Origin of the sequence: Sedimenticola selenatireducens (genome assembly GCF_007625115.1) — a bacterium.
In the GTDB taxonomy this organism is placed as follows: Bacteria; Pseudomonadota; Gammaproteobacteria; order Chromatiales; family Chromatiaceae; genus Sedimenticola; species Sedimenticola selenatireducens_A.
In genome coordinates, this window is sequence record NZ_VMNH01000002.1 from 76,255 (window position 1) to 98,030 (window position 21,776).

General features: G+C 51.5%; 16 protein-coding genes. 8 read left to right on the plus strand and 8 right to left on the minus strand.

Annotated features, from left to right (window positions below; translation table 11 throughout):
• Nucleotides 1-46: 46 nt before the first annotated feature.
• From FHP88_RS00730 to icmF, 8 genes are all read right to left on the minus strand, one after another.
• Complete coding sequence (locus FHP88_RS00730) at nt 47-1,126, minus strand: branched-chain amino acid ABC transporter permease (RefSeq protein WP_144357075.1); 1,080 nt, start codon at nt 1,124-1,126, stop codon at nt 47-49.
• Between the two features lie 3 nt (nt 1,127-1,129).
• The gene (locus FHP88_RS00735) at nt 1,130-2,122 is read right to left on the minus strand and encodes a branched-chain amino acid ABC transporter permease (RefSeq protein WP_335341586.1); all 993 of its coding nucleotides are present in this window, start codon (nt 2,120-2,122) and stop codon (nt 1,130-1,132) included.
• A 15-nt stretch (nt 2,123-2,137) separates the two neighbouring features.
• The gene (locus FHP88_RS00740; protein ID WP_144357076.1) at nt 2,138-2,923 is read right to left on the minus strand and encodes an ABC transporter ATP-binding protein; all 786 of its coding nucleotides are present in this window, start codon (nt 2,921-2,923) and stop codon (nt 2,138-2,140) included.
• A 16-nt stretch (nt 2,924-2,939) separates the two neighbouring features.
• Entirely contained in the window at nt 2,940-4,916 is a 1,977-nt protein-coding gene (locus FHP88_RS00745; protein WP_144357077.1) for an AMP-binding protein, read from the minus strand.
• A gap of 323 nt (nt 4,917-5,239) precedes the next feature.
• Nucleotides 5,240-6,073 carry a universal stress protein gene (locus FHP88_RS00750; protein WP_144357078.1) on the minus strand — a complete coding sequence of 278 codons (834 nt, stop codon included), beginning with the start codon at nt 6,071-6,073 and terminating at the stop codon, nt 5,240-5,242.
• 386 nt (nt 6,074-6,459) lie between these two features.
• Nucleotides 6,460-7,245 (minus strand): enoyl-CoA hydratase-related protein, encoded by a 786-nt coding sequence (locus FHP88_RS00755; protein ID WP_144357079.1) that lies wholly within the window; start codon nt 7,243-7,245, stop codon nt 6,460-6,462.
• Nucleotides 7,246-7,364: 119 nt separating this feature from the next.
• A complete protein-coding gene (locus tag FHP88_RS00760) occupies nt 7,365-8,213 on the minus strand; it encodes a 3-hydroxybutyryl-CoA dehydrogenase (protein WP_144357080.1) in 849 nt (282 codons plus the stop codon).
• A 189-nt stretch (nt 8,214-8,402) separates the two neighbouring features.
• Nucleotides 8,403-11,666 (minus strand): fused isobutyryl-CoA mutase/GTPase IcmF, encoded by a 3,264-nt coding sequence (gene icmF, locus FHP88_RS00765; RefSeq protein WP_144357081.1) that lies wholly within the window; start codon nt 11,664-11,666, stop codon nt 8,403-8,405.
• Nucleotides 11,667-12,070: 404 nt separating this feature from the next.
• Between icmF and FHP88_RS00770 the strand changes: the two genes are divergently transcribed.
• The 8 genes from FHP88_RS00770 (at nt 12,071) to FHP88_RS00805 (ending at nt 21,750) form a co-directional block, all read left to right on the plus strand.
• Nucleotides 12,071-12,499, plus strand: coding sequence for a MerR family transcriptional regulator (locus FHP88_RS00770; protein WP_144357082.1), 429 nt, complete (start codon nt 12,071-12,073; stop codon nt 12,497-12,499).
• 344 nt (nt 12,500-12,843) lie between these two features.
• Nucleotides 12,844-14,004, plus strand: coding sequence for an isovaleryl-CoA dehydrogenase (locus tag FHP88_RS00775; protein ID WP_222106666.1), 1,161 nt, complete (start codon nt 12,844-12,846; stop codon nt 14,002-14,004).
• A gap of 109 nt (nt 14,005-14,113) precedes the next feature.
• A complete protein-coding gene (locus FHP88_RS00780; RefSeq protein WP_144357084.1) occupies nt 14,114-15,298 on the plus strand; it encodes an acetyl-CoA C-acyltransferase in 1,185 nt (394 codons plus the stop codon).
• A 289-nt stretch (nt 15,299-15,587) separates the two neighbouring features.
• Nucleotides 15,588-16,724 (plus strand): acyl-CoA dehydrogenase, encoded by a 1,137-nt coding sequence (locus tag FHP88_RS00785; RefSeq protein WP_144357085.1) that lies wholly within the window; start codon nt 15,588-15,590, stop codon nt 16,722-16,724.
• A gap of 3 nt (nt 16,725-16,727) precedes the next feature.
• The gene (locus FHP88_RS00790) at nt 16,728-17,330 is read left to right on the plus strand and encodes a 2-hydroxychromene-2-carboxylate isomerase (protein ID WP_144357086.1); all 603 of its coding nucleotides are present in this window, start codon (nt 16,728-16,730) and stop codon (nt 17,328-17,330) included.
• A complete protein-coding gene (locus FHP88_RS00795; RefSeq protein WP_144357087.1) occupies nt 17,330-18,937 on the plus strand; it encodes a carboxyl transferase domain-containing protein in 1,608 nt (535 codons plus the stop codon). The genes FHP88_RS00790 and FHP88_RS00795 overlap by 1 nt, the downstream gene beginning before the upstream one ends.
• Before the next feature lie 18 nt (nt 18,938-18,955).
• Complete coding sequence (locus FHP88_RS00800; RefSeq protein ID WP_335341587.1) at nt 18,956-19,753, plus strand: enoyl-CoA hydratase/isomerase family protein; 798 nt, start codon at nt 18,956-18,958, stop codon at nt 19,751-19,753.
• Nucleotides 19,754-19,758: 5 nt separating this feature from the next.
• Entirely contained in the window at nt 19,759-21,750 is a 1,992-nt protein-coding gene (locus FHP88_RS00805) for an acetyl/propionyl/methylcrotonyl-CoA carboxylase subunit alpha (RefSeq protein ID WP_144357088.1), read from the plus strand.
• Nucleotides 21,751-21,776 lie beyond the last annotated feature (26 nt).

Genomic DNA, 21,776 nt, shown 5'->3' on the forward strand with positions numbered 1-21,776 from the left:
GTTATCCTGAGCGGATTCGTGATCATGCATTTCAATTGACCCTTAATCAGTAAGGGAACGGCCAGAGCCGCAGTTTTTCCTTCGTTATTTGCCAGAGCCGGGCGAGGCCGTGCGGCTCGACAATCAAGAAGAAGATGATCAACGCACCGAAAACCATGGCTTCGATGTGTGATATGAGGTCGACAGCTATATTCAAACCAAACCAGTGTGGGGCGTTGGACAAGAAGATAGGCAGCAATACGATAAAGGCGGCTCCGAGGAAGGCGCCCATGATGGAACCCAGTCCTCCAATAATGATCATGAACAGTATCTGGAAAGAACGGTTCACATCAAAGGCCAGGGGTTCTACAGAGCCGGTGTGCACAAATGCCCAGAGTGCGCCTGCGATACCACACAGAAAAGAGCTATAAGCGAACGCCTTGAGTTTGGTCGGCAGCATTTTTATGCCGATAATTTCAGCAGCAATATCCATATCACGTACCGCCATCCATTCACGGCCGATATTGGAGCGAACCAGGTTTTTTGTGATCAGTGCCAACAGTGTGACGATCGATAATGCAAACAGGTATTTTGCAGTAACAGTAGCATGAGCACCTGTCACCATGATATCGCCTATGGCAGTCATTTGAGGGGCTGTGATTACACCAGAGGCGCTGTAATTGGTAAACCAGCCAAATTTGTTGAACATCCAGATCAGGAAGAACTGAGAGGCCAGCGTGGCAACGGCAAGGTAAAAACCCTTAATCCGTAAAGAGGGTATGCCGAATAGAATGCCTACCCCGGCAGTGATTGCACCCGAGAACAGCAATACAAAAAGTATGTGCATCCCAGGGAACATCGTGGCCAGTTTATAGGCCGCAAAGGCACCCGTTGCCATGAAACCACCGGTTCCCAGACTTAACTGTCCGGCGTAACCGGTGAGTACATTCAGGCCCAGTGCTGCCAGGGCAAGAATGAGGAACGGCAGCATGATAGTGCCCAACCAGTAATCACTTGAAACGGCAGGTATGACCAGAAAGGCGATGGCAATAATAGCCCATATAAACCAACGGTCCTGACGAATCGGCAGGATGGCCTGGTCCTTCTGATAGGATGCCTTGAATTCTCCAGCTTCACGGTAAAACATCAGTTACACCCTCTCAATAATCTTTTCGCCAAACAGCCCTTGCGGACGGAACACCAGGAAGGCCAGTGCCAACATATAGGCAAACCAGTCTTCAATACCACCCCCGATCATGGGTGCGATGAATACTTCAGCCAGTTTTTCTCCAGCACCAATGATTAGGCCACCAATGATGGCGCCGGGTACCGAGGTGAATCCACCGAGGATCAATACCGGTAGGGCTTTCAGTGCAATGAGCGCCAGTGAAAACTGTACGCCTAACTTGCTTCCCCACATGATGCCAGCGACCAGTGCCACAATACCCGCCACTGCCCAGACAATCACCCAGATATGTTTCAGGGGAATACCCACACTTAAGGCGGCCTGATGATCATCGGCTACCGCACGCAATGCGCGTCCAATGCGGGTGTATTGGAAAAACAGGGCCAGCGCGATAACCAATACGCCGGCAATACCTGCCGCGATCAAATCAAAATCGTTGATCAGGATCAGACCACCAAAGTAGAAGTCGGGGTTTTGGGAGAAACCGAGATCCAACAGTTTGACCTCTGATCCCCAAATGGTCTGACCGAAGCCATCCAGAAAATAGGCGATACCAATGGTAGCCATGAACAAGATGATGTGCTCCTGATTGACCAGTGACCGGAGTACCACGCGCTCTATGGCAATGGCCAGTATCAACATGACAATCAATGTGGCGATGATAGAGAGCCACATGGGTAGGCCCATCTCATTCAAGCCGACCAGGGTGAGTGCAGAGAACAGCACCATGGCGCCCTGCGCGAAATTGAAAACACCTGAGGCCTTGAAGATCAGTACAAACCCGAGGGCCACCAGCGAATACATAACGCCAGCTAACAAGCCGCCAATAGCAACCTCAAAGAAGAATGGCCACTCAAAGAAAATGTCCTCTGATAGCATCCCAGCCGACCAGGGGATGATGACCATCAGTAGAAGTGAAGCAAATATGATGTAGATGACATCGCGTTCGACGCGCATGATTAATCTCCCGAATTAATGTGAAACGCCAAGATAGGCGTCAATCACGTCTTGGTTACTGCGCACCACATCGGGTGTGCCATCGGCAAGCTGGCGGCCATAATCCAGAACCACAACACGGTCCGAGATATCCATGACCACGCCCATATCATGCTCGATCAAAACTATCGTGGTTCCGAACTCGTCATTGATGTCGAGAACAAAACGCGACATATCTTCTTTCTCTTCCACATTCATTCCGGCCATCGGTTCATCCAGCAGCAGAATCTCTGGCTCGGCGGCGAGTGCACGTCCCAGTTCCACACGCTTCTGCATGCCGTAGGGGAGGCGACCAACCGGTGTTTTGCGAATTGCCTGGATCTCAAGGAAATCGATGATCTCTTCCACCTTTTTCCGGTGCTCGATCTCTTCCTTTTGTGCCTTACCCCAATAGATAGCCTGCGCAAGCATGCTGGATTTCATCTTCAGGTTACGACCTGTCATGATGTTATCGAGCGTGCTCATGCCTTTAAAAAGGGCGATGTTCTGAAAGGTGCGGGCAATGCCAAAACCGGCGGCTTCATGTACCTTCATCTCTTTACGTACTTCACCACGGAAGGTGATTTCACCCTCCTGCGGATGATAGACGCCGTTGATGACATTGAGCATGGAACTCTTTCCAGCACCGTTTGGTCCGATGATGGAGCGGATCTCACCCTGTCTGACGTTGAAGCTGATGTTATTCAGAACGCGCATGGCGCCAAAGGAGAGTGAAATGCCCTTCAGGTCGAGGATGACCTCTCCAAAATTACGTTCATTCATAGTGTTTACCTGATCCTCAGCTGGCCGCTTTCACTGGTGTGAATGTCTTGGCGTTGCGTACTTTTACATCGGCGGTTAATACGCCGGTACGTCCATCCTCAAACTTCACCTGTGTTTCGACATGTTGAACGGCTACATCGGAGTAGAGTGCACCCATTAAAGGCCCATAACGCTCTGCGATGAAATTACGCCGCACCTTGCGGGTACGTGTTAACTCACCGTCATCCGGATCCAGCTCTTTATGCAGTACCAGGAAGCGTTTGATCTGAGAGTTACTGAGCAGCGGATCTTTTGACAGATCCAGATTAACTTGTTCGACACACTCTTGAATCATGTCGTAGACCGTATCCTGGTTGGCCAAATCGGTATAACCAGAGTAGGCGAGATTACGACGCTCCGCCCAGTTACCTACCGCTTCCAGATCGATGTTGATAAAGACGCTGGCGTAGTCGCGCTCATTACCAAATGCGACCACTTCCTTAATAAAGGAGAAGAACTTGAGTTTGTTCTCAATATACTTCGGAGCAAACAGGGTGCCGTTGTTGAGCTTGCCGACATCTTTTGCACGATCAATGATTTTCAGATGACCATTCTCTGCGAAGAAACCCGCGTCACCAGTAAATACCCAACCATCATCAGTCTTGGTTTTGGCGGTTGATTCCGGATTCTTATAATAGGAGTGGAAGACGCCAGGGCTGCGATAAAGCACTTCACCGTTGTCATCAATCTTGATTTCAACATCGATGGCTGGGGTGCCAACGGTATCGGCATACACTTCGCCATCGGGTTGTACGCAGATGAATACCATGCCCTCTGTCTGTCCATAGAGCTGTTTGATGTTAATGCCGAGTGAGCGGTAGAAATCAAAGATTTCAGGGCCAATGGCCTCACCGGCCGTATAGGCCAGCTTGATTCGGCCGAGTCCTAATACGTCACGCAATGGTCCGTAGACAAAAAAGTTACCCAGCTTGTAAATCAGTCTGTCCATGAGCGAGACCGGCTTGCCATCCAGGATACGGGTTCCGGTGCTCTTCGCGTGATCCATGAAGTAGTGGAACATCTTCTGTTTGATCTTGCTGGCATCCTCCATGCGGATCATCACTTGCGTCAGCATGTTTTCATAAACGCGGGGTGGGGCGAAGTAATAAGTCGGACCAATCTCGCGCAGATCCGTCAAGACTGTCGCGCCACTCTCCGGACAGTTAATGGTAAAACCGGCGACGTAGGATTGTGCATAGGAGAAAAGGTTGTCACCGACCCATGCCATTGGCAGATAGGCCAACACTTCTTCGTTTTCGGTTAATCCTTCACGGATGATGCCGTTGCGTGCGGTGATTATGACATTGTCATTCGTCAGCACCACGCCCTTGGGATTGCCCGTCGTTCCAGACGTGTAGAGCATGATACCCACATCGCTTCCACTGCCTGATAGCGCTGACTGATCAAAAAATCCAGGATGGGCTTCATCATACTGGCGACCCTGCTCCTGCGCTTTATCGATGCTGCTCAGGAAGGGGTAGTCGTAGTGACGTAAACCACGTGGATCATCAAACAGGATATGTTCAATTTTCGGGGCTTTTTCTTTTACTTCTAGGAGTTTATCGACCTGCTCCTGATCCTCGACAATGGCGAAACGCACATCGGCGTTATCCAGTACATAAATCATCTCTTCAGCAACTGAATCCTGATAGAGGGGTACAGGGACACCACCGAGACACTGAGCTGCCGCCATTGCCCAGTAGAGGCGGGGGCGGTTATCACCAATAATGGCAAGTTTGTCACCGCTTTTGAAACCCAAAGCCGCTAATCCACAAGCCAGGGCCCGCACTTCATCAGCGACTTCGGACCAGGTCCATGACTGCCAGATACCTAGATCTTTTTCACGCATGGCGATTTTATCGCCACGAACCTTGGCATGATTCAGCAATAGCTTGGGAAAAGTATCAAGCACCTCGCTGTTTTGCCCACCCGGTTGGTTTGGGGGTAAAGACATTCCCTCAACTCCTCTCACTTTCAATGATCCGGCGACATTGCGCCAGTAATTTAGTAATCGATTGACGCCACTATCGGCTCGAAAATGCGTGTCGGATCTTTATGGCGGCTATTTTTTATTATCCGCAATTAACGTATACGTCAATTGGCTTATATTTCCGTTTACGTTAACGTAAATTAAAGCCCAACACTAATTAAAAATAGCTAAATGGTCAACCTGGATTTTCTGTTGTTTACAATCTTTTCGGAGTTTTACTCGGGTAATCAGAGCACATCCGCCAGGGTTGCCATTTAAGGGAGATCTCTTCCCTCATTGTTATGTTTTTAATGCGACATCAAAACCGGTGTGGTCATGTTCTCAAACACCTTTTGAGTAACCCCACCCAAGATCAGTTCGCGGAATCTGTGGTGGCCATAAGCGCCCATTACCAGTAAATCAGCTCGCTCATCAGCTAGGCAGTTTAGAATCAAATTTCCTTCATCAACTCCACGGGTTGAGAACTGATCGCTTTCTGTTTTAATGCCGTGGCGCGTGAGGTGTGCCGCCGCTTGCTCAGCGGTTACACCGGACTCTTTCTTGGTATTTTTCTTGGGATTGATGGCAACAACTTTCACTTTTTTTGCTTCTCCCATCAAAGGGATAGCGTCATTCAGGGCGCGTACAGATTCCCGGCCTGATGTCCAGGCGACCACCACTTTTTTGCCGACACTTTTAAATTCACCGGCATAGGGGATGATCAATACAGGGCGCCCGGTTTCCAGAACAAGATGCTCTGGCATATCCTCTGGCACACTGCCATCAGCGCTTTTATTATCATGCTGGCCAACAATGATCATATCGGACTGTTGCGTCTGTTGGATTACCTGGTTGGTGACCTGATCCGAACTGCTGGGTAATTTGGCAGTAACCCAGGTCAGCGTAATTCCGGCCTTGTCCGCCAGCTTGGCGAAACGGCTATGGATCTTCTCGCTCAACGCTTCGTGCGCCTCATGGCGCTTTTTCATGTTGGGTTCAAAGCCTTTCAAACTGGGGTCTGCGCGGGCGAACAGGGCAGTGATTCCAGCCTCATTCTGTTTGGCAATTTGAAGGGCAATCTTGAAGCGCCTCTCACAATATGGCGTGTCGTCGATATGAACCAGAATGTCTTTCAGTGCCATGGAGCTGTATCCCCCTCATGTGAATAACGTTGCGTTCGATTACCAACCGCTTTTGTGTGTAAATTTATTCGCGGTTTAAATATCAATGTGATAATAATATTACGTTTACGTAAACGTAACTTAATAGGGCAACACTAATTAAAAAATCACGAGTGGTCAATAAGTGATTGTCCTTGATTTCGAAACAGGGATGCTTTTTTTTGAGTTATCCGATTAACAACAGGCTTGGACATTGCCTGAGTGTATACCTTCAAGTGCAGATTGATAGATTGGGAGTGAAAATTCTTTTCAACCTCTGAGTGATTCAGGTCGGGTTTAATAAAAAACCGCCCAGCAGGTGGGCGGTTAAAGGGAGGCGAGCCTGTATTAAAGTCTGCAGGTACGGATCAGCGGCATTTGAACGCGGCTGAACGCTTCTCCAAAAAGGCCCCCATGCCTTCTTTCTGATCGTCGGTAGAGAAACAGAGACCAAATACTTCACTTTCGAGCAGGCAGGCGTTCTCCAAGTCTATATCCTGGCCCCGCTGTACCGCCTGCTTGACTAAGTTGACGGCGACAGGTCCTTTTGTGCAAATCAGTCGAGCGGTCTCAAGGGCCTTCTCCATCAATTCATCAGCGGCATAGACATGATTGACCAACCCCCACTCGGCGGCTTCGGCGGCTTTGATCTGTCTCCCCGTGACAAGTAGTTCCATGGCCTTGGCTCGACCTACCAGACGCGGTAGTCGCTGGCTGGCACCAAATCCAGGCGTCACACCAAGATTGACTTCGGGTTGTCCAAAGAGGGCTTTTTCAGAGGCAATAATCCAGTCACAACTCATGGCGAGTTCGCATCCACCCCCTAGGCAGTAACCGTTGACTACAGCGATGACGGGTATTGCGAGTGTTTCTAGCCGACGAAAGGCGCGCATTCCTTTTTGTGAAAAGGCCTGTCCCTCCAGGGCGGTTTTGTCCTTCATTTCAGGTATATCTGCGCCGGCAACAAAGGCCTTTTCTCCGGCCCCGGTAACGAGCAAAACCCGAGCATCAGCACTGTTCGCTAGAGATTCCCCTGCCGCATATATTTCGTCCAGAGTGGCGCTGTTGAGTGAATTAAAGCTTCTAGGGCGATTGATTGTGAGCTGATAGATACCTGGCTCAACCTGCTCTAGCAGAATATTTTCGTATTCCATAATCATCTCGGCTGTTTGGTGTCTGATATTTTCATAAAGGGTGTGGAGTCAAATTACTCGACCAGTTGTTGTCTGGTTTTGGATCTAATCCAAAATTTGACCCCAACCCCCACATGCTATTAATAGTCGTAGAAGCCCTTGCCGCTTTTGCGGCCCAGATAGCCTGCATCAACCATGCGGCGGAGCAGGGGGCAGGGGCGATACTTCGTGTCACCCAGGCCTTCATGCAGTACTTCCATGATGGAGAGACAGGTATCCAGGCCGATCAGATCGGCTAAAGCCAAAGGCCCCATTGGGTGGTTCATACCTAATTTCATTACATCATCTATCGCTTCAACCGTGGCGACACCTTCATAGTGGGCATAGATGGCTTCATTGATCATGGGTAGCAGGATACGGTTGGAAACAAAGCCCGGGCTGTCATTAACCTCAACGGGTGTTTTACCGATCTGTTTCGATAGCCCATCAATCAGCGCATAGACCTCATCACTGGTCTGCAGGGCGCGAATGACCTCGACCAGTTTCATCACCGGTACCGGGTTCATGAAGTGCATACCGATGACTTTCTCTGGGCGTTTTGTTTCGCGGGCTATGCGGGTCAGTGAGATGGATGAGGTATTGGTGGCAAGCACTGCCTCGGGTTTACAGATGCGATCGAGTTCCTGGAATATCTTACTCTTGATCTCCAGATTTTCACTGGCCGCTTCAACCACCAGGTCGACCGATGCCAGCGCTTCCAGGTTGGTGGCGCCAGAGATATTAGCCAGTGTCGCTGTCTTGTCAGCTTCACTGATTTTCTCTTTTTTAACCATGCGGCTCAGGCTTTGCTCGATGGTGGAGAGGCCACGCTGAAGTGGTTCATCCGCGATGTCGTGCAGGATTACTTTAAAACCGGATGCGGCAAATACCTGAGCAATGCCATTACCCATTGTACCGGCGCCAATGACACCAACTGAACTAACTTGCATATGAACCTCTAGCATGAATGAAATATAGTGCTTATTAAAAAGGATTTTTGCCCACTCTGCAAAGAGTTGCTTTTTGCAAATGAGTAATGTCTTTGTGTAAAGTAACTTTAGATATAATTAACATGTAGTTATGATCATACACTAAAGTTATTTAGAGTTTTGTGGAGCCTTGAGGCTCCCCCCAGCTGTCTACATGTTTCGGCGATATTGGCCGCCCACCTCATAGAGTGCGTTGGATATTTCGCCCAAAGAGCAGTATTTCACGGCATCCACCAGTTCTACGAAGATGTTCTGATTGTTGATGGCGGCGGAGCGAATACGCTCCAGAGCTGCACCGGCCTGAGTGCGATTTCGCTGATTGAATTCACGTAGACGTTTAATCTGGCTCAGCTTTTCATCTTCGGTGGAACGGGCCAGTTCTATGGTCACTTCTTGATTGCCTTTCGGGTTAAGGAAAGTGTTGACGCCGATGATCGGGAGCGAGCCGTCGTGCTTCATGTGTTCATAGTGCATCGATTCATCCTGAATCTTGCCGCGTTGATAGCCGGTCTCCATGGCACCCAATACGCCACCACGTTCAGAGATACGCTCAAACTCACTGAGCACGGCCTCTTCAACCAGATCGGTGAGCTCATCAATAATGAAAGCGCCCTGGTTGGGGTTTTCATTTTTGGTCAGGCCCCACTCGTTATTGATGATCAACTGAATAGCCAACGCGCGACGCACAGACTCTTCTGTCGGTGTGGTGATCGCCTCGTCATAGGCATTGGTGTGCAGGCTGTTGCAGTTGTCATAGATGGCAATCAGGGCCTGCAGTGTGGTGCGAATGTCATTGAAATCCATCTCCTGGGCATGCAGGGAGCGACCCGATGTCTGGATATGGTATTTTAGTTTCTGACTGCGTTCGTTCGCACCATACTTGAAGCGCATGGCGGTGGCCCAGATGCGCCGGGCAACACGCCCCATAACGGTGTACTCAGGGTCCATGCCGTTGCTGAAGAAGAAAGAGAGATTGGGTGCAAACTCGTCAATGTCCATGCCCCTGGCTAGGTAGGTCTCCACGTAGGTGAAACCGTTGGAGAGGGTGAAGGCGAGCTGGGAGATCGGGTTCGCTCCAGCCTCGGCAATGTGATAGCCGGAGATCGAGACCGAGTAGAAATTACGCACCTGGTTATGGACGAAATACTCCTGGATATCGCCCATCAGCTTGAGTGCGAATTCGGTGGAGAAGATACAGGTGTTCTGACCCTGGTCCTCTTTCAGAATATCGGCCTGCACCGTGCCACGTACATTGGAGAGTGCCCAGGCACGGATCTTCTGGATCTCCTCATCGGTGGGTTGCCGGCCATTATCCGCCTCGAATTTGCTGATCTGCTGTTCAATGGCGGTATTCAGGAACATCGCCAGAATCATTGGTGCCGGGCCGTTAACAGTCATCGAGACCGAAGTGCTGGGGTTGCACAGATCAAAGCCATCATAGAGCACTTTCATGTCATCCAGAGTGGCTATGGAGACGCCAGAGTTACCGATCTTGCCGTAGATATCCGGGCGCTCATCCGGGTCGCAGCCGTATAAGGTGACGGAGTCGAATGCAGTGGAAAGTCTTTTTGCATCAGCGTGTTCCGAGAGTCTTTTAAAGCGACGGTTAGTACGAAATGCATCGCCTTCACCGGCAAACATCCGGGTTGGATCTTCACCTTCACGCTTGAATGCAAACACACCGGCGGTGTAGGGGAACGTGCCGGGAACATTTTCCAGCAAGAGCCATTTCAGCAACTCGCCATGATCTTCATACTTGGGCAGAACGACCTTACGTATTTTGGTACCAGAAAGTGTCGTGCGGGTGATCTGAGTACGAATCTCTTTGTCGCGGATCTTCACCACATACTCATCGCCAGCGTAGCTCTCTTTAACCTGGGGCCAGATCTCCAAAAGCTTTTTCGCCCGTTGATCCAGGGCGTTGTCCCGTTCGGTAATCAGGCTGTCGAGTGTGTCGACCTCGGTGCCTGCCTCACTCAGCATGCGTTTGGACTCGGTCAATTGTTGACGTTCCCGGGCAATGCGTGCCTGTATCTCTACAGTCTTTTTGTAGTCGCGAACGGTTTCAGAAATTTCAGCTAGATACCGCGCCCGCTGCGGTGGAACGATGACCTGCTTTCCGGTTGAGCGGCGTTCGCTGCTGCGGGGCAGGGCATCTTCTGATGCTTTCAGGCCAAGTGTGGCGAGTTTATCCAGTAGGCCGTGATAGAGGGCCGTGACGCCTTCGTCATTGAAGCGTGCAGCGATGGTGCCGTATACCGGCATCTCTTCAACGGGCGTGGTGAAGGCCTCCTGATTTCGTTGCACCTGTTTTCGGACATCGCGGAAAGCATCATCGGCTCCTTTCCGGTCGAACTTGTTAATGGCGATAAAGTCGGCAAAGTCCAGCATGTCGATCTTTTCCAGCTGGCTCTGTGCGCCGAACTCTGGAGTCATCACATACAGTGAGGCATCGGCTAGCGGCACAATCCCTGCGTCGCCCTGGCCGATTCCGGGTGTTTCAACAATGATGAAATCAAACCCAGAGAGTTTGCACGCCTTGACGATATCAGCGACATATTCCGGTACCTCACCACTCGCATCACGGGTGGCAACGGAGCGGAAATAGATATTCGGATGCTCAATGGCATTCATTCGGATACGGTCGCCCAACAAGGCACCGCCGGTCTTTCTGCGCGTAGGATCCACTGCCACAATGGCGATCTTTAGCTGATCCTGCTGGCCCAGTCTGAAACGGCGAATGAGTTCGTCGGTCAGTGAGGATTTGCCTGATCCACCGGTTCCGGTGATCCCTAGTACAGGGATCTTTCTATCGAGTGTATCAACGGCCTTTGTGATCTTGTCTGCCAGCGCATTGTTTGGCGGGCTGTTTTCGAGCTGGGTGATAATCTGGGAGAGGGCGCGCCAGTCACCATCCGTTAACGGATCGATACTGTCAGGAGCGTATTGGCCGGGATCAAAGTCACTCTGCTCCATGGCCATCTGGATCATGCCCTGTAGACCCAACTTCTGGCCGTCTTCAGGGGAGAAGATGCGTGTCACCCCATACTCGTGCAGCGCTTTGATCTCTTCGGGCACGATGACGCCGCCACCGCCAGCAAAGATACGGATTGCACTGCCGCCACGCTCTTTGAGCATGTCGACCATGTATTTCAGATACTCGACATGGCCACCTTGATAAGAGCTGATCGCGATACCTTGGGCATCTTCCTGCAGGGCTGCGTTGACGATCTCAGCAACCGAACGATTGTGTCCCAAATGAATGACTTCAGCGCCTTGCGACTGAAGAATGCGTCGCATGATATTGATGGAGGCATCATGACCATCGAAGAGGCTGGCGGCGGTGACGAAGCGAATTTTGTGCTTTTGTTGCGCAATTCCGACGACATTGCTTGCCTGTGGGGCGTTTGACATGATGTCTCCAGTTGTTTCTATAACTATCAGATAATAATGTAAATAATGCTGTTCTAAAGGTGACTATACAGACTCAGCAGTGCTGATCTTTTAGCGCCTCAGCACTCTAAAACTACCTTACGTTAACGTAAACGTCAATGGCGCATTGTCTAGCGATGCAGGTCCCAAAATGTCCCATGGTCAGTCCTGGGAATTGAAAGTATAGTGACGTTTACGTAAACGTAGGTTATAACTGTGGGTAACTGGTAATGCCATGACGTTTACCACACACCAGATTATGGCATCAAAAGAGATTAATGCAGTCGACTTTGCCCAGAAAACAGAGGGACTCTCACTCTACTCCCGTTAAACTTTGGGAGCACGCTGGAGTATAAAAGCACAGTTACTCGGGATAGAATATGCTAATGGAAGAAATACACACTGACATGTCCGATACTGCCGACATCATGAAAGGCACGACCTATACCATCTCCGAACTCGCCAAAGAGTTTGATATAACCCCGCGGGCAATCCGTTTTTATGAAGATCAGGGGCTGATATCACCTAGTCGCAAAGGGCGTAGGCGGGTCTACCGTGAGCGGGATCGCGTTCGCTTAAAGCTGGTATTAAGGGGCAAACGGCTTGGGTTTGCGCTGTCAGAGGTTAAAGAAATGTTTGATCTCTATGATACCGCCCCTGGCGAAACGGCACAGCTACGATTCCTTCTGGGAAAAATCAAAGATCGACGTGAGATGCTGGAGCAGCAACGTCAGGACATTGAGGCCGTATTACACGAAATGGAGAGTGTAGAGAAGCGTGCTGTCACTGTGCTTGAGGAGATGGGTGAGGGTTGATCAGTACCTATTACTTTATAATTCCAGCCAACGGATGAAATTATTGTTTCATCCTCTGTTTTTCGTTCTTCTTTCTAAAGCGTACTACCCTTGATGGTGTGATCACCCAGTTTGAATTTGAATGTGTTTAAGCTGTAACTATCTAGTTGACGTTAACGTAAACGTAATATATGTTCTCTTCTTGATTGTCGAGGAGACTGCGGATCTCGAAATATCTCAATGCACTGGATAAGTTAGACCGTTATGCGCAGTTGTAGTCTGGTTTTGCCGGAATCCCTGACCTGTCCACGATTTTTAGGGTCGATCGAAGTGTCGATGCGTCCCTCCTAAGGAGAAAGTGAATGATCCATCTGCCTTCGTTGAATTTTGATCTGGGTGAAACCGTAGAGATGTTGCGGGATGCCGTGCAGGAGTTTACGGCGGCCGAGATTGCCCCTATAGCAGCAGAGACCGATGAGAAAAATGAATTTCCCAATCATCTCTGGAAAAAATTTGGTGATATGGGCCTGTTGGGTATCACGGTTTCGGACGAGTTTGGTGGCAGTGAGATGGGTTACCTGGCGCATATGGTGGCCATGGAAGAGATCAGCCGGGCCTCCGCCTCGATCGGCCTGAGCTATGGTGCGCACTCAAATCTTTGCGTTAATCAGATCAAGCGCAATGGCAGCCAGGCACAGAAAGAGAAATACCTGCCCAAATTGATCAGTGGTGATCACATTGGTGCCCTGGCGATGTCTGAGCCCAATGCTGGCTCTGATGTGGTGGGAATGAAACTGAAGGCGGAAAAGAAGGGTGATCGTTACGTATTAAACGGTAACAAGATGTGGATCACCAACGGCCCTGATGCTGATGTGATGGTGGTCTATGCCAAGACAGATCTTAAGGCCGGACCAAAAGGGATTACGGCCTTTATCATTGAGCGCGAGTTTGGTGTTAAGAGTGCCCAGAAACTGGATAAGCTCGGTATGCGTGGTTCCAACACCTGCGAGCTGGTATTCGAAGATGTGGAAGTCCCGGAAGAGAATATTCTCGGTGGACTCAATCAGGGTGTGAAGGTATTGATGAGTGGGCTCGATTACGAACGAGCCGTGCTCTCCGGTGGGCCACTGGGCATTATGCAGGCCTGTATGGATGTGGTGGTGCCCTATATCCATGAGCGTGAACAGTTTGGGCGTCCGATCGGTGAGTTTGAGTTGATGCAGGGCAAGATGGCGGATATGTATACCACCATGAACGCTTGCAAAGCCTATGTCTATGCCGTCGGCAAAGCGTGTGATCGCGGTGAGACGACTCGAAAGGATGCGGCAGGTGCCATTCTCTACTCCGCAGAGAAAGCAACCTGGATGGCACTGGAGGCAATTCAGACCCTGGGTGGTAATGGTTATGTTAACGAATATCCAACAGGCCGTTTCCTGAGAGATGCCAAGCTTTATGAGATTGGCGCAGGTACTTCAGAAATACGCCGTATGTTGATCGGCCGAGAGTTGTTTAACGAAACCCGATAATTTGTTAAAGGGTCGGAGTCGATCCAGATCGACTCCGACCCCTATGCATTGACTCTGACCCCTGCGATAACAAGCTGAATTGTAATATTGAACAAACCGGAGTTTTCCCATGAGTGATCCTATTGTCATCGTTGATATCGCCCGTACCCCGATGGGTGGTTTTCAGGGTTCCCTGTCATCATTGACTGCGCCGCAGCTGGGTTCAGCCGCTATTGCGGCGGCTGTGAGCAGGGCCGGCATCAGTCCCGAAGATGTACAGGAAGTACTGATGGGTAATGTACTGACCGCTGGCATTGGCCAGGCACCGACTCGCCAAGCGGTACTGGGAGCCGGCCTTCCATTAAGTACCACCTGTGCCGGTGTCAGCAAGGTATGTGGCTCTGGTATGAAGGCGGTGATGCTGGCCCATGACCTACTCAAAGTTGGGACCAACGATGTGATGGTTGCCGGTGGTATGGAGTCCATGACCAATGCCCCTTATCTGCAGGACAGGGCGCGCGGCGGTTATCGCCTAGGCCATGGCAAAGTAATGGATCACATGTTCCTCGACGGACTGGAGGATGCCTACTTTGATCGTGGTGCCTTGATGGGTACCTTTGCGGAACAGTGTGCGGATCATTTTAAATTCAGCCGCGAACAGCAGGATGACTTCGCCATTGCCTCGCTGAGTCGTGCCAACGCTGCAATTGAAGCGGGCCGCTTTGAACGGGAAATCACACCCGTTACCATCAAAGGGCGCGGTGGTGATACGGAAGTGACTATTGACGAACAGCCAGGCAATGCCCGTCCTGAGAAAATCCCCAGCCTGCGTCCCGCATTTCGTAAAGACGGAACCGTCACCCCGGCCAACTCCAGTTCTATCTCAGATGGTGCGGCTGCACTGGTGATGATGCGTGCCTCCGAAGCAGAACGTCGTGGTCTTTCTCCCAAGGCCATTATCCATGGTCATGCCGGTTATGCCGGTGAACCTTGCTGGTTTACCACAGCACCTGTCTATGCGATGCAGAACCTGTTACAGCGTCTGGAATGGAACAAGGATGAAGTGGATCTGTGGGAGATCAATGAGGCCTTCGCAGTTGTCACCATGGCGGCCATGCGCGAGATGAATCTTGATCATGAAAAGGTCAATATCAACGGTGGTGCCTGTGCGCTCGGACATCCAATTGGCGCATCAGGTGCACGTATACTAGTAACGCTTCTGGCGGCCCTGGAGAATCAGGGACTGAAGCGAGGTATTGCCTCACTCTGTATCGGTGGTGGAGAAGCCACGGCCGTCGCTATCGAGCGGGTATAAGCGAGATCGGTAGGATGGGCACGTTGTCAGTGCCCACGCGGAAGCACGATACGAGAAAACCGCGTGGGCACCAAAGACGTACCCACCCTACGGTTGAAACGGGGTGTCGCTTCTCTCTGTATCGGTGGTGGTGAAGCCACGGCTGTTGCGATCGAGCGGGTTTAAGCGAGATTGGTAGGGTGGGCACGTTGTAGGTGCCCACGTAGACGCACAAAACAAGACAACCGCGTGGGCACTAAAGACGTGCCCACCCTACGGTAACTATTAGTCAGCTGACAGGAGTCATTGAATGATCCTCACTGAAGAACAGCGCATGATCCGTGATATGGCACGGGACTTTGCCCAGGAGCGGCTGGCCCCGAATGCAGCGGAATGGGACCGGGAGAGTATCTTTCCTTCCGATGAGCTGAAAGAGATGGGCGCCCTTGGCCTGTTTGGCATGACCATGCCAGAAGAGTGGGGTGGTGCCGGTACGGATTATGTCTCCTTTGCCCTGGCTATTGAAGAGATTGCCGCAGGTGATGGTGCCTGCTCAACCATACTCAGTGTCAATAACTCCGTTGTATGTGGGCCCTTGTTGAAATTCGGCAGTGACTATCTGAAAGAGACCTATCTGAAACCACTGGCATCGGGTGATATGCTCGGTTGCTTCTGCCTGACAGAACCCCAGGCGGGCTCTGATGCCTCAGCCTTGAGGATGCGTGCCGTAAGAGCGGGTGATGAGTATGTCCTGAATGGAACCAAACAATTCATCACCTCGGGCAAATACGCACAGGCCGCCATTGTCTTTGCAGTGACCGATCCTGCGGCGGGTAAACGGGGCATCAGTGCCTTTGTAGTGCCAACGGATAACCCCGGTTATAAAGTCGCCAATGTAGAGAAAAAACTGGGGCAGCACGCCTCTGATACGGCGCAGATCTTTTTTGATGAGTGCCGCATACCAGCCGATCATTTGATCGGTAAAGAGGGTGAAGGTTACAAGATCGCATTAAGTAACCTGGAGAGTGGTCGCATCGGAATTGCCGCCCAGTGTGTGGGTATGGCACGAGCGGCTTATGAAGCCGCTCTGAGTTACGCCAAGGAGCGGGAGAGTTTCGGTACCCCAATTATCAACCATCAGGCTGTCGGATTTCGTCTGGCGGACATGGCCACACAACTGGAAGCGGCCCATCTGATGGTAATGAACGCGGCCGTTCTGCGTGATGCCGGTGAGCCCTGTCTGAAACAGGCCTGCATGGCCAAATTGTTTGCCTCCGAGGCGGCAGAAAGGATCTGCTCAGATGCCATCCAAGTACATGGTGGATACGGCTATCTGCAGGATTTCCCGGTTGAGCGTATCTATCGCGATGTACGTATCTCCCAGATTTATGAGGGGACCAGCGATATCCAGCGCATCGTCATCTCTCGCGCCCTTGCAGAGGATTGACGCATGGCCGCACCCCTCGAATTCTATTTTGATTTTTACTCACCCTACGGTTATCTGGCCAGTTCAAGGATTGATGCGCTGGCGGCCAGGCATGGCCGGGAAGTGATCTGGCGCCCCTTCCTGGTTGGCGCTACTTTCGCAGTAACCGGTGCGCGTCCATTGGTTGATATTCCCTTGCTGGGTGATTACTCACTGCATGACATGCAACGATGTGCACGTATGCAAGGCGTTCCTTTTCAACTGCCAGCCGGGTTTCCCAAGGCGGCGCTGGCCCCCTCACGGGCGTTTTACTGGTTGACAGATAATGACCCAGAGAAGGCCAAGAGGCTGGCAAAGGCCGTTTATAACGCTACTTTTGCTGAAGGGCGTGATGGTGCTGATCCACAACTGGTTGCAGAGCTGGCGGTACCTCTCGGTATCGATTCAAATGAACTGCTTGAAGCGATTCAGAGACCCGAAGTGAAAGCGCGATTAAAACAAGAAACTGAAGCCGCGTTAACAAGAGGCGTGTTTGGATCGCCTACCATTTTTGTAGATGGCGAACCCTTCTGGGGAAATGACCGACTTGAACAGGTTGATCGCTGGTTAGAGACAGGAGGCTGGTAATGTCGGTCATCAAGAGCAGTATCAATCGCAAAAGCGAGCAGTTTCGGGAATACCAAGCCTCCATGCAGGCATTGGTGGCAGATCTTCGTGAACGCGTGGCGACCATTGCCGAGGGTGGTGGTGAGCGCGCCCGTGATAAACATCTCAGTCGGGGTAAACTGCTGCCGCGTGAACGTATCCGGGTATTGCTTGATACGGGCTCACCCTTTTTGGAACTCTCCCAGTTTGCCGCTTACAACATGTATAAAAATGAAGTGCCTGCAGCGGGTGTGATTACCGGCATAGGGCGTGTCTCCGGCCAGGAGTGCATGATCATTGCCAATGATGCGACGGTCAAAGGGGGCAGTTATTTCCCCATGACCGTAAAAAAGCATATCCGCGCCCAGGAGATTGCGCGGGAGAATCGACTCCCCTGTATCTATCTGGTGGATTCCGGTGGTGCCAATCTGCCAACCCAGGATGAGGTGTTTCCTGATCGTGAACACTTTGGTCGCATCTTCTATAACCAGGCCAATATGTCGGCCCAGGGCATACCGCAGATTGCCGTGGTAATGGGTTCCTGTACTGCGGGTGGCGCCTATGTACCGGCCATGTCGGATGAGAGCATCATCGTAAAAGAACAGGGGACGATCTTCCTGGGTGGCCCGCCACTGGTCAAGGCGGCAACCGGTGCCGTGGTGACAGCGGAAGAGCTGGGCGGTGCCGATGTGCACTCTCGTATCTCCGGTGTGACGGATCACTATGCCATGAATGACTCCCATGCGCTGGGACTGGCTCGCCGTGTGGTTAAGACACTGAACCGAACAAAACAACCCGAGGTGACACTGCGACAACCCGTTGAACCCCTTTATCCAAAAGAAGATATCTACGGCATCGTGCCGAATGATCTGCGCAAGCCGTTTGATATACGTGAAGTGATTGCCCGCGTGGTGGACGGCAGTGAGCTGGATGAGTTCAAAAAGCTTTATGGTACAACCTTGATCTGTGGCTTTGCCCATATCCACGGTTATCCGGTAGGCATTATTGCCAATAATGGCATCCTCTTTTCCGAGTCGGCGCAGAAGGGCGCGCACTTTGTAGAGCTCTGTGCCCAACGTGGTATTCCATTGGTCTTTCTGCAGAATGTTACCGGCTTCATGGTAGGTAAAAAATATGAAGCGGGTGGTATCGCAAAAGATGGGGCCAAGATGGTAACAGCCGTGGCCTGTGCCAAGGTGCCGAAATTTACGGTTATTGTTGGCGGTAGTTTTGGTGCGGGTAACTATGCCATGTGTGGACGTGCCTATGGCTCACGTTTCCTCTGGATGTGGCCCAATGCCCGGGTCTCGGTCATGGGTGGTGATCAGGCCGCCAATGTATTGAGCCAGATTAAACGGGATGCGATGGAAGCGCGGGGTGAAAACTGGTCGGCAGAAGATGAAGAGGCTTTCAAAGCGCCAGTGAAAGATCAATATGAACACCAGGGCCATCCCTACTATGCCAGTGCACGGCTTTGGGATGACGGGATCATAGATCCGGCAGAGACACGTACCGTATTGGGTCTTGGGCTCTCCGCCGCATTGAATGCACCCGTTGAAAAGACCACCTTCGGCATCTTCAGGATGTAAACAGGGAGTGATGGGAAGATGATGGCAGAAAATTCAGTAACGCTTGACCTGGACGATCGGGGAGTGGCGACACTCACCATAAACCGTCCTGAAATTCATAACGCCTTTGATGATGCGCTGATCAATCGTCTGCTGCAGGCACTTGAATCGGTTGAGGTTGATCCCAAAGCACGCATTGTGGTGTTGCGCTCAGAAGGAAAAAGTTTTTCTGCCGGTGCTGATCTACGTTGGATGCGGCGCATGGCTGACTACAGTGAGTCAGAAAATCTAAAAGATGCGATGGCGCTGGCGAGTCTGATGGAGCGGCTCAACAATCTCTCCAAGCCAACGATAGCGGTTGTGCAAGGTGCGGCCTTTGGCGGTGGTGTGGGTCTGGTGGCCTGTTGTGACATGGCGGTGGCGAGTGAAAGTGCGAAGTTTTGCCTCTCTGAGGTTCGACTCGGTTTGATTCCCGCAGTGATCTCTCCCTATGTCATTGCGGCCATGGGTGAACGTGCGTCACGCCGCTATTTCCTGACAGCAGAACGTTTTGACGCGGTAGAAGCGCACCGATTGGGTCTCGTGCATGAAGTGGTTCCTGAAGAACAGCTTCAGACGCAGGTCGATGCATTGATTGATCAACTGCTGATGGGTGGTCCCCGTTCACTGGCCGCTGCCAAATCCCTGATCTTTGCCGTATCCCGGCAACCAACCAGCGAGGCGGTAATCAAAGATACAGCGCAACGTATTACTGCTGCACGTGCATCGGATGAGGGAAAAGAGGGATTGAATGCCTTCCTCAATAAGCGCCCTCCCGCCTGGATACCAGAGGATTAAAAGAGATGTTTGACAAGATTCTGATTGCCAATCGAGGTGAGATTGCCTGCCGAGTTGCCCGTACTGCGCGACGCATGGGGATCACCACCGTGGCTGTCTATTCCGAGGCGGATGCTGATGCGATGCATGTGTCGTTGTGTGATGAGGCGTATCTGATCGGACCGGCTCCGGCGAAAGAGAGTTATCTGCGGGCCGATAAAATACTCGAAGTCGCCAAGGCATCGGGAGCCCAGGCGGTTCATCCAGGTTACGGTTTCCTGTCTGAGAATGCTGAATTCGCAGAAGCTTGTCAGGCGGCAGGTATCGCCTTTATTGGTCCGCCATCCTCTGCGATTGTTGCGATGGGCTCGAAGAGTGAGGCCAAGATTATTATGACCGAGGCCAATGTGCCACTGGTACCTGGCTATCATGGTGAAGATCAATCCCTGGCTACACTGAAAAGTGAAGCAGATAAAATGGGCTACCCTTTGCTGATCAAAGCCACAGCCGGTGGTGGTGGTAAAGGCATGCGAGTGGTCAGTAGTTCAGCAGATTTTGAAACCGGGTTGAACGCCGCCAAGCGTGAGGCGATCGCTTCATTTGGCGATGACAAGGTGTTGCTGGAACGTTATCTGTTGTCCCCTCGGCATGTGGAGCTGCAGGTGTTCGCTGATACACAGGGCAATGCCGTCCATCTGTTTGAGCGTGACTGCTCGGTCCAGCGTCGTCACCAGAAAGTGCTGGAAGAGGCTCCTGCGCCCGGTATGACCCCCGAGCTGCGCGCTGAGATGGGTGAGGCGGCGACCAATGCAGCGAAAGCGATAGGCTATGTCGGCGCGGGTACGGTGGAGTTTCTGCTCGATAGTGATGGCAAGTTCTATTTCATGGAGATGAATACCCGATTACAAGTGGAGCATCCTGTCACCGAAATGATCTCCGGGCAGGATCTGGTGGAGTGGCAGCTGAAGGTGGCTTCCGGTGAACCACTGCCCATGGCTCAATCTGAGTTGCTGATCAATGGCCATGCCTTTGAGGCGCGGGTCTATGCAGAAAATCCGGCAAAAGATTTTCTCCCGGCAACCGGGAAACTGCGCTATCTGCAGACACCTGAGCAGGGCCCTTGTGTGCGGGTTGATACCGGTGTCGAGCAGGGCGATGAGGTGAGTATTCATTATGATCCGATGATCGCAAAACTGATTGTCTGGGGTGAGGATCGGGCCAGTGCATTGCATAAGTTACGTGCGGCACTGGCTGATTATCGCATTGTAGGTGTAACCACCAATTTGGAATTTCTCTCCACACTCTGTGCCTTACCGGCGTTTGCCAATGCCGAGCTGGATACAGGATTCATTGAGAAGCATGAGGCTGAACTCTTTCCTGTAGTTGAGTCTTTATCGGATGACATACTGGCGATAGCGGCACTTCATGGGTTGTTGGTCGAGCAGAAACGTACACTGCAGCAGCAGGCCGACTCCCACGATCCCTTTTCTCCCTGGGGAAGTGGTAGCGGTTGGCGGATGAATCAAGACAGCTTCCATGCCTTGCACTGGTCGACAGAGAGTGCGCAGGGCAGTGTGATTGCGCACTATCGTAATGGCGCTTATCTACTGGAGCTTCCCGAAGGCGAATGCCTGGTATCGGGTGAGATCCTGGAGAATGGTGATCTGCTGGCTGATTTGTCAGGGCGTCGCTTCAAAGTCGCTGTGATTCGGCATGACCAGGAGCTGACCATACTGCATCAGGGATGTTCCTGGCAGCTTACCCTGACCGATCCGCGACTTGATGCCCTTGAAGGCGAAGCGGCCAGCGGCAGTCTGGTGGCACCTATGACCGGTAATGTAATTGCCATTAATGTGGCTGAAGGTGATGAGGTTAAGCAGGGCGATGCCGTGATGATTGTTGAAGCGATGAAGATGGAGCACACCATCTCGGCGCCAAGTGATGGCATTGTAAAAGAGATACGCTTTGCCGTTGGAGATCAGGTTGAAGATGGCGAAGCCTTGTTGGTGATTGAGTAGATCGGTTCATCCTATATGTCTATTGG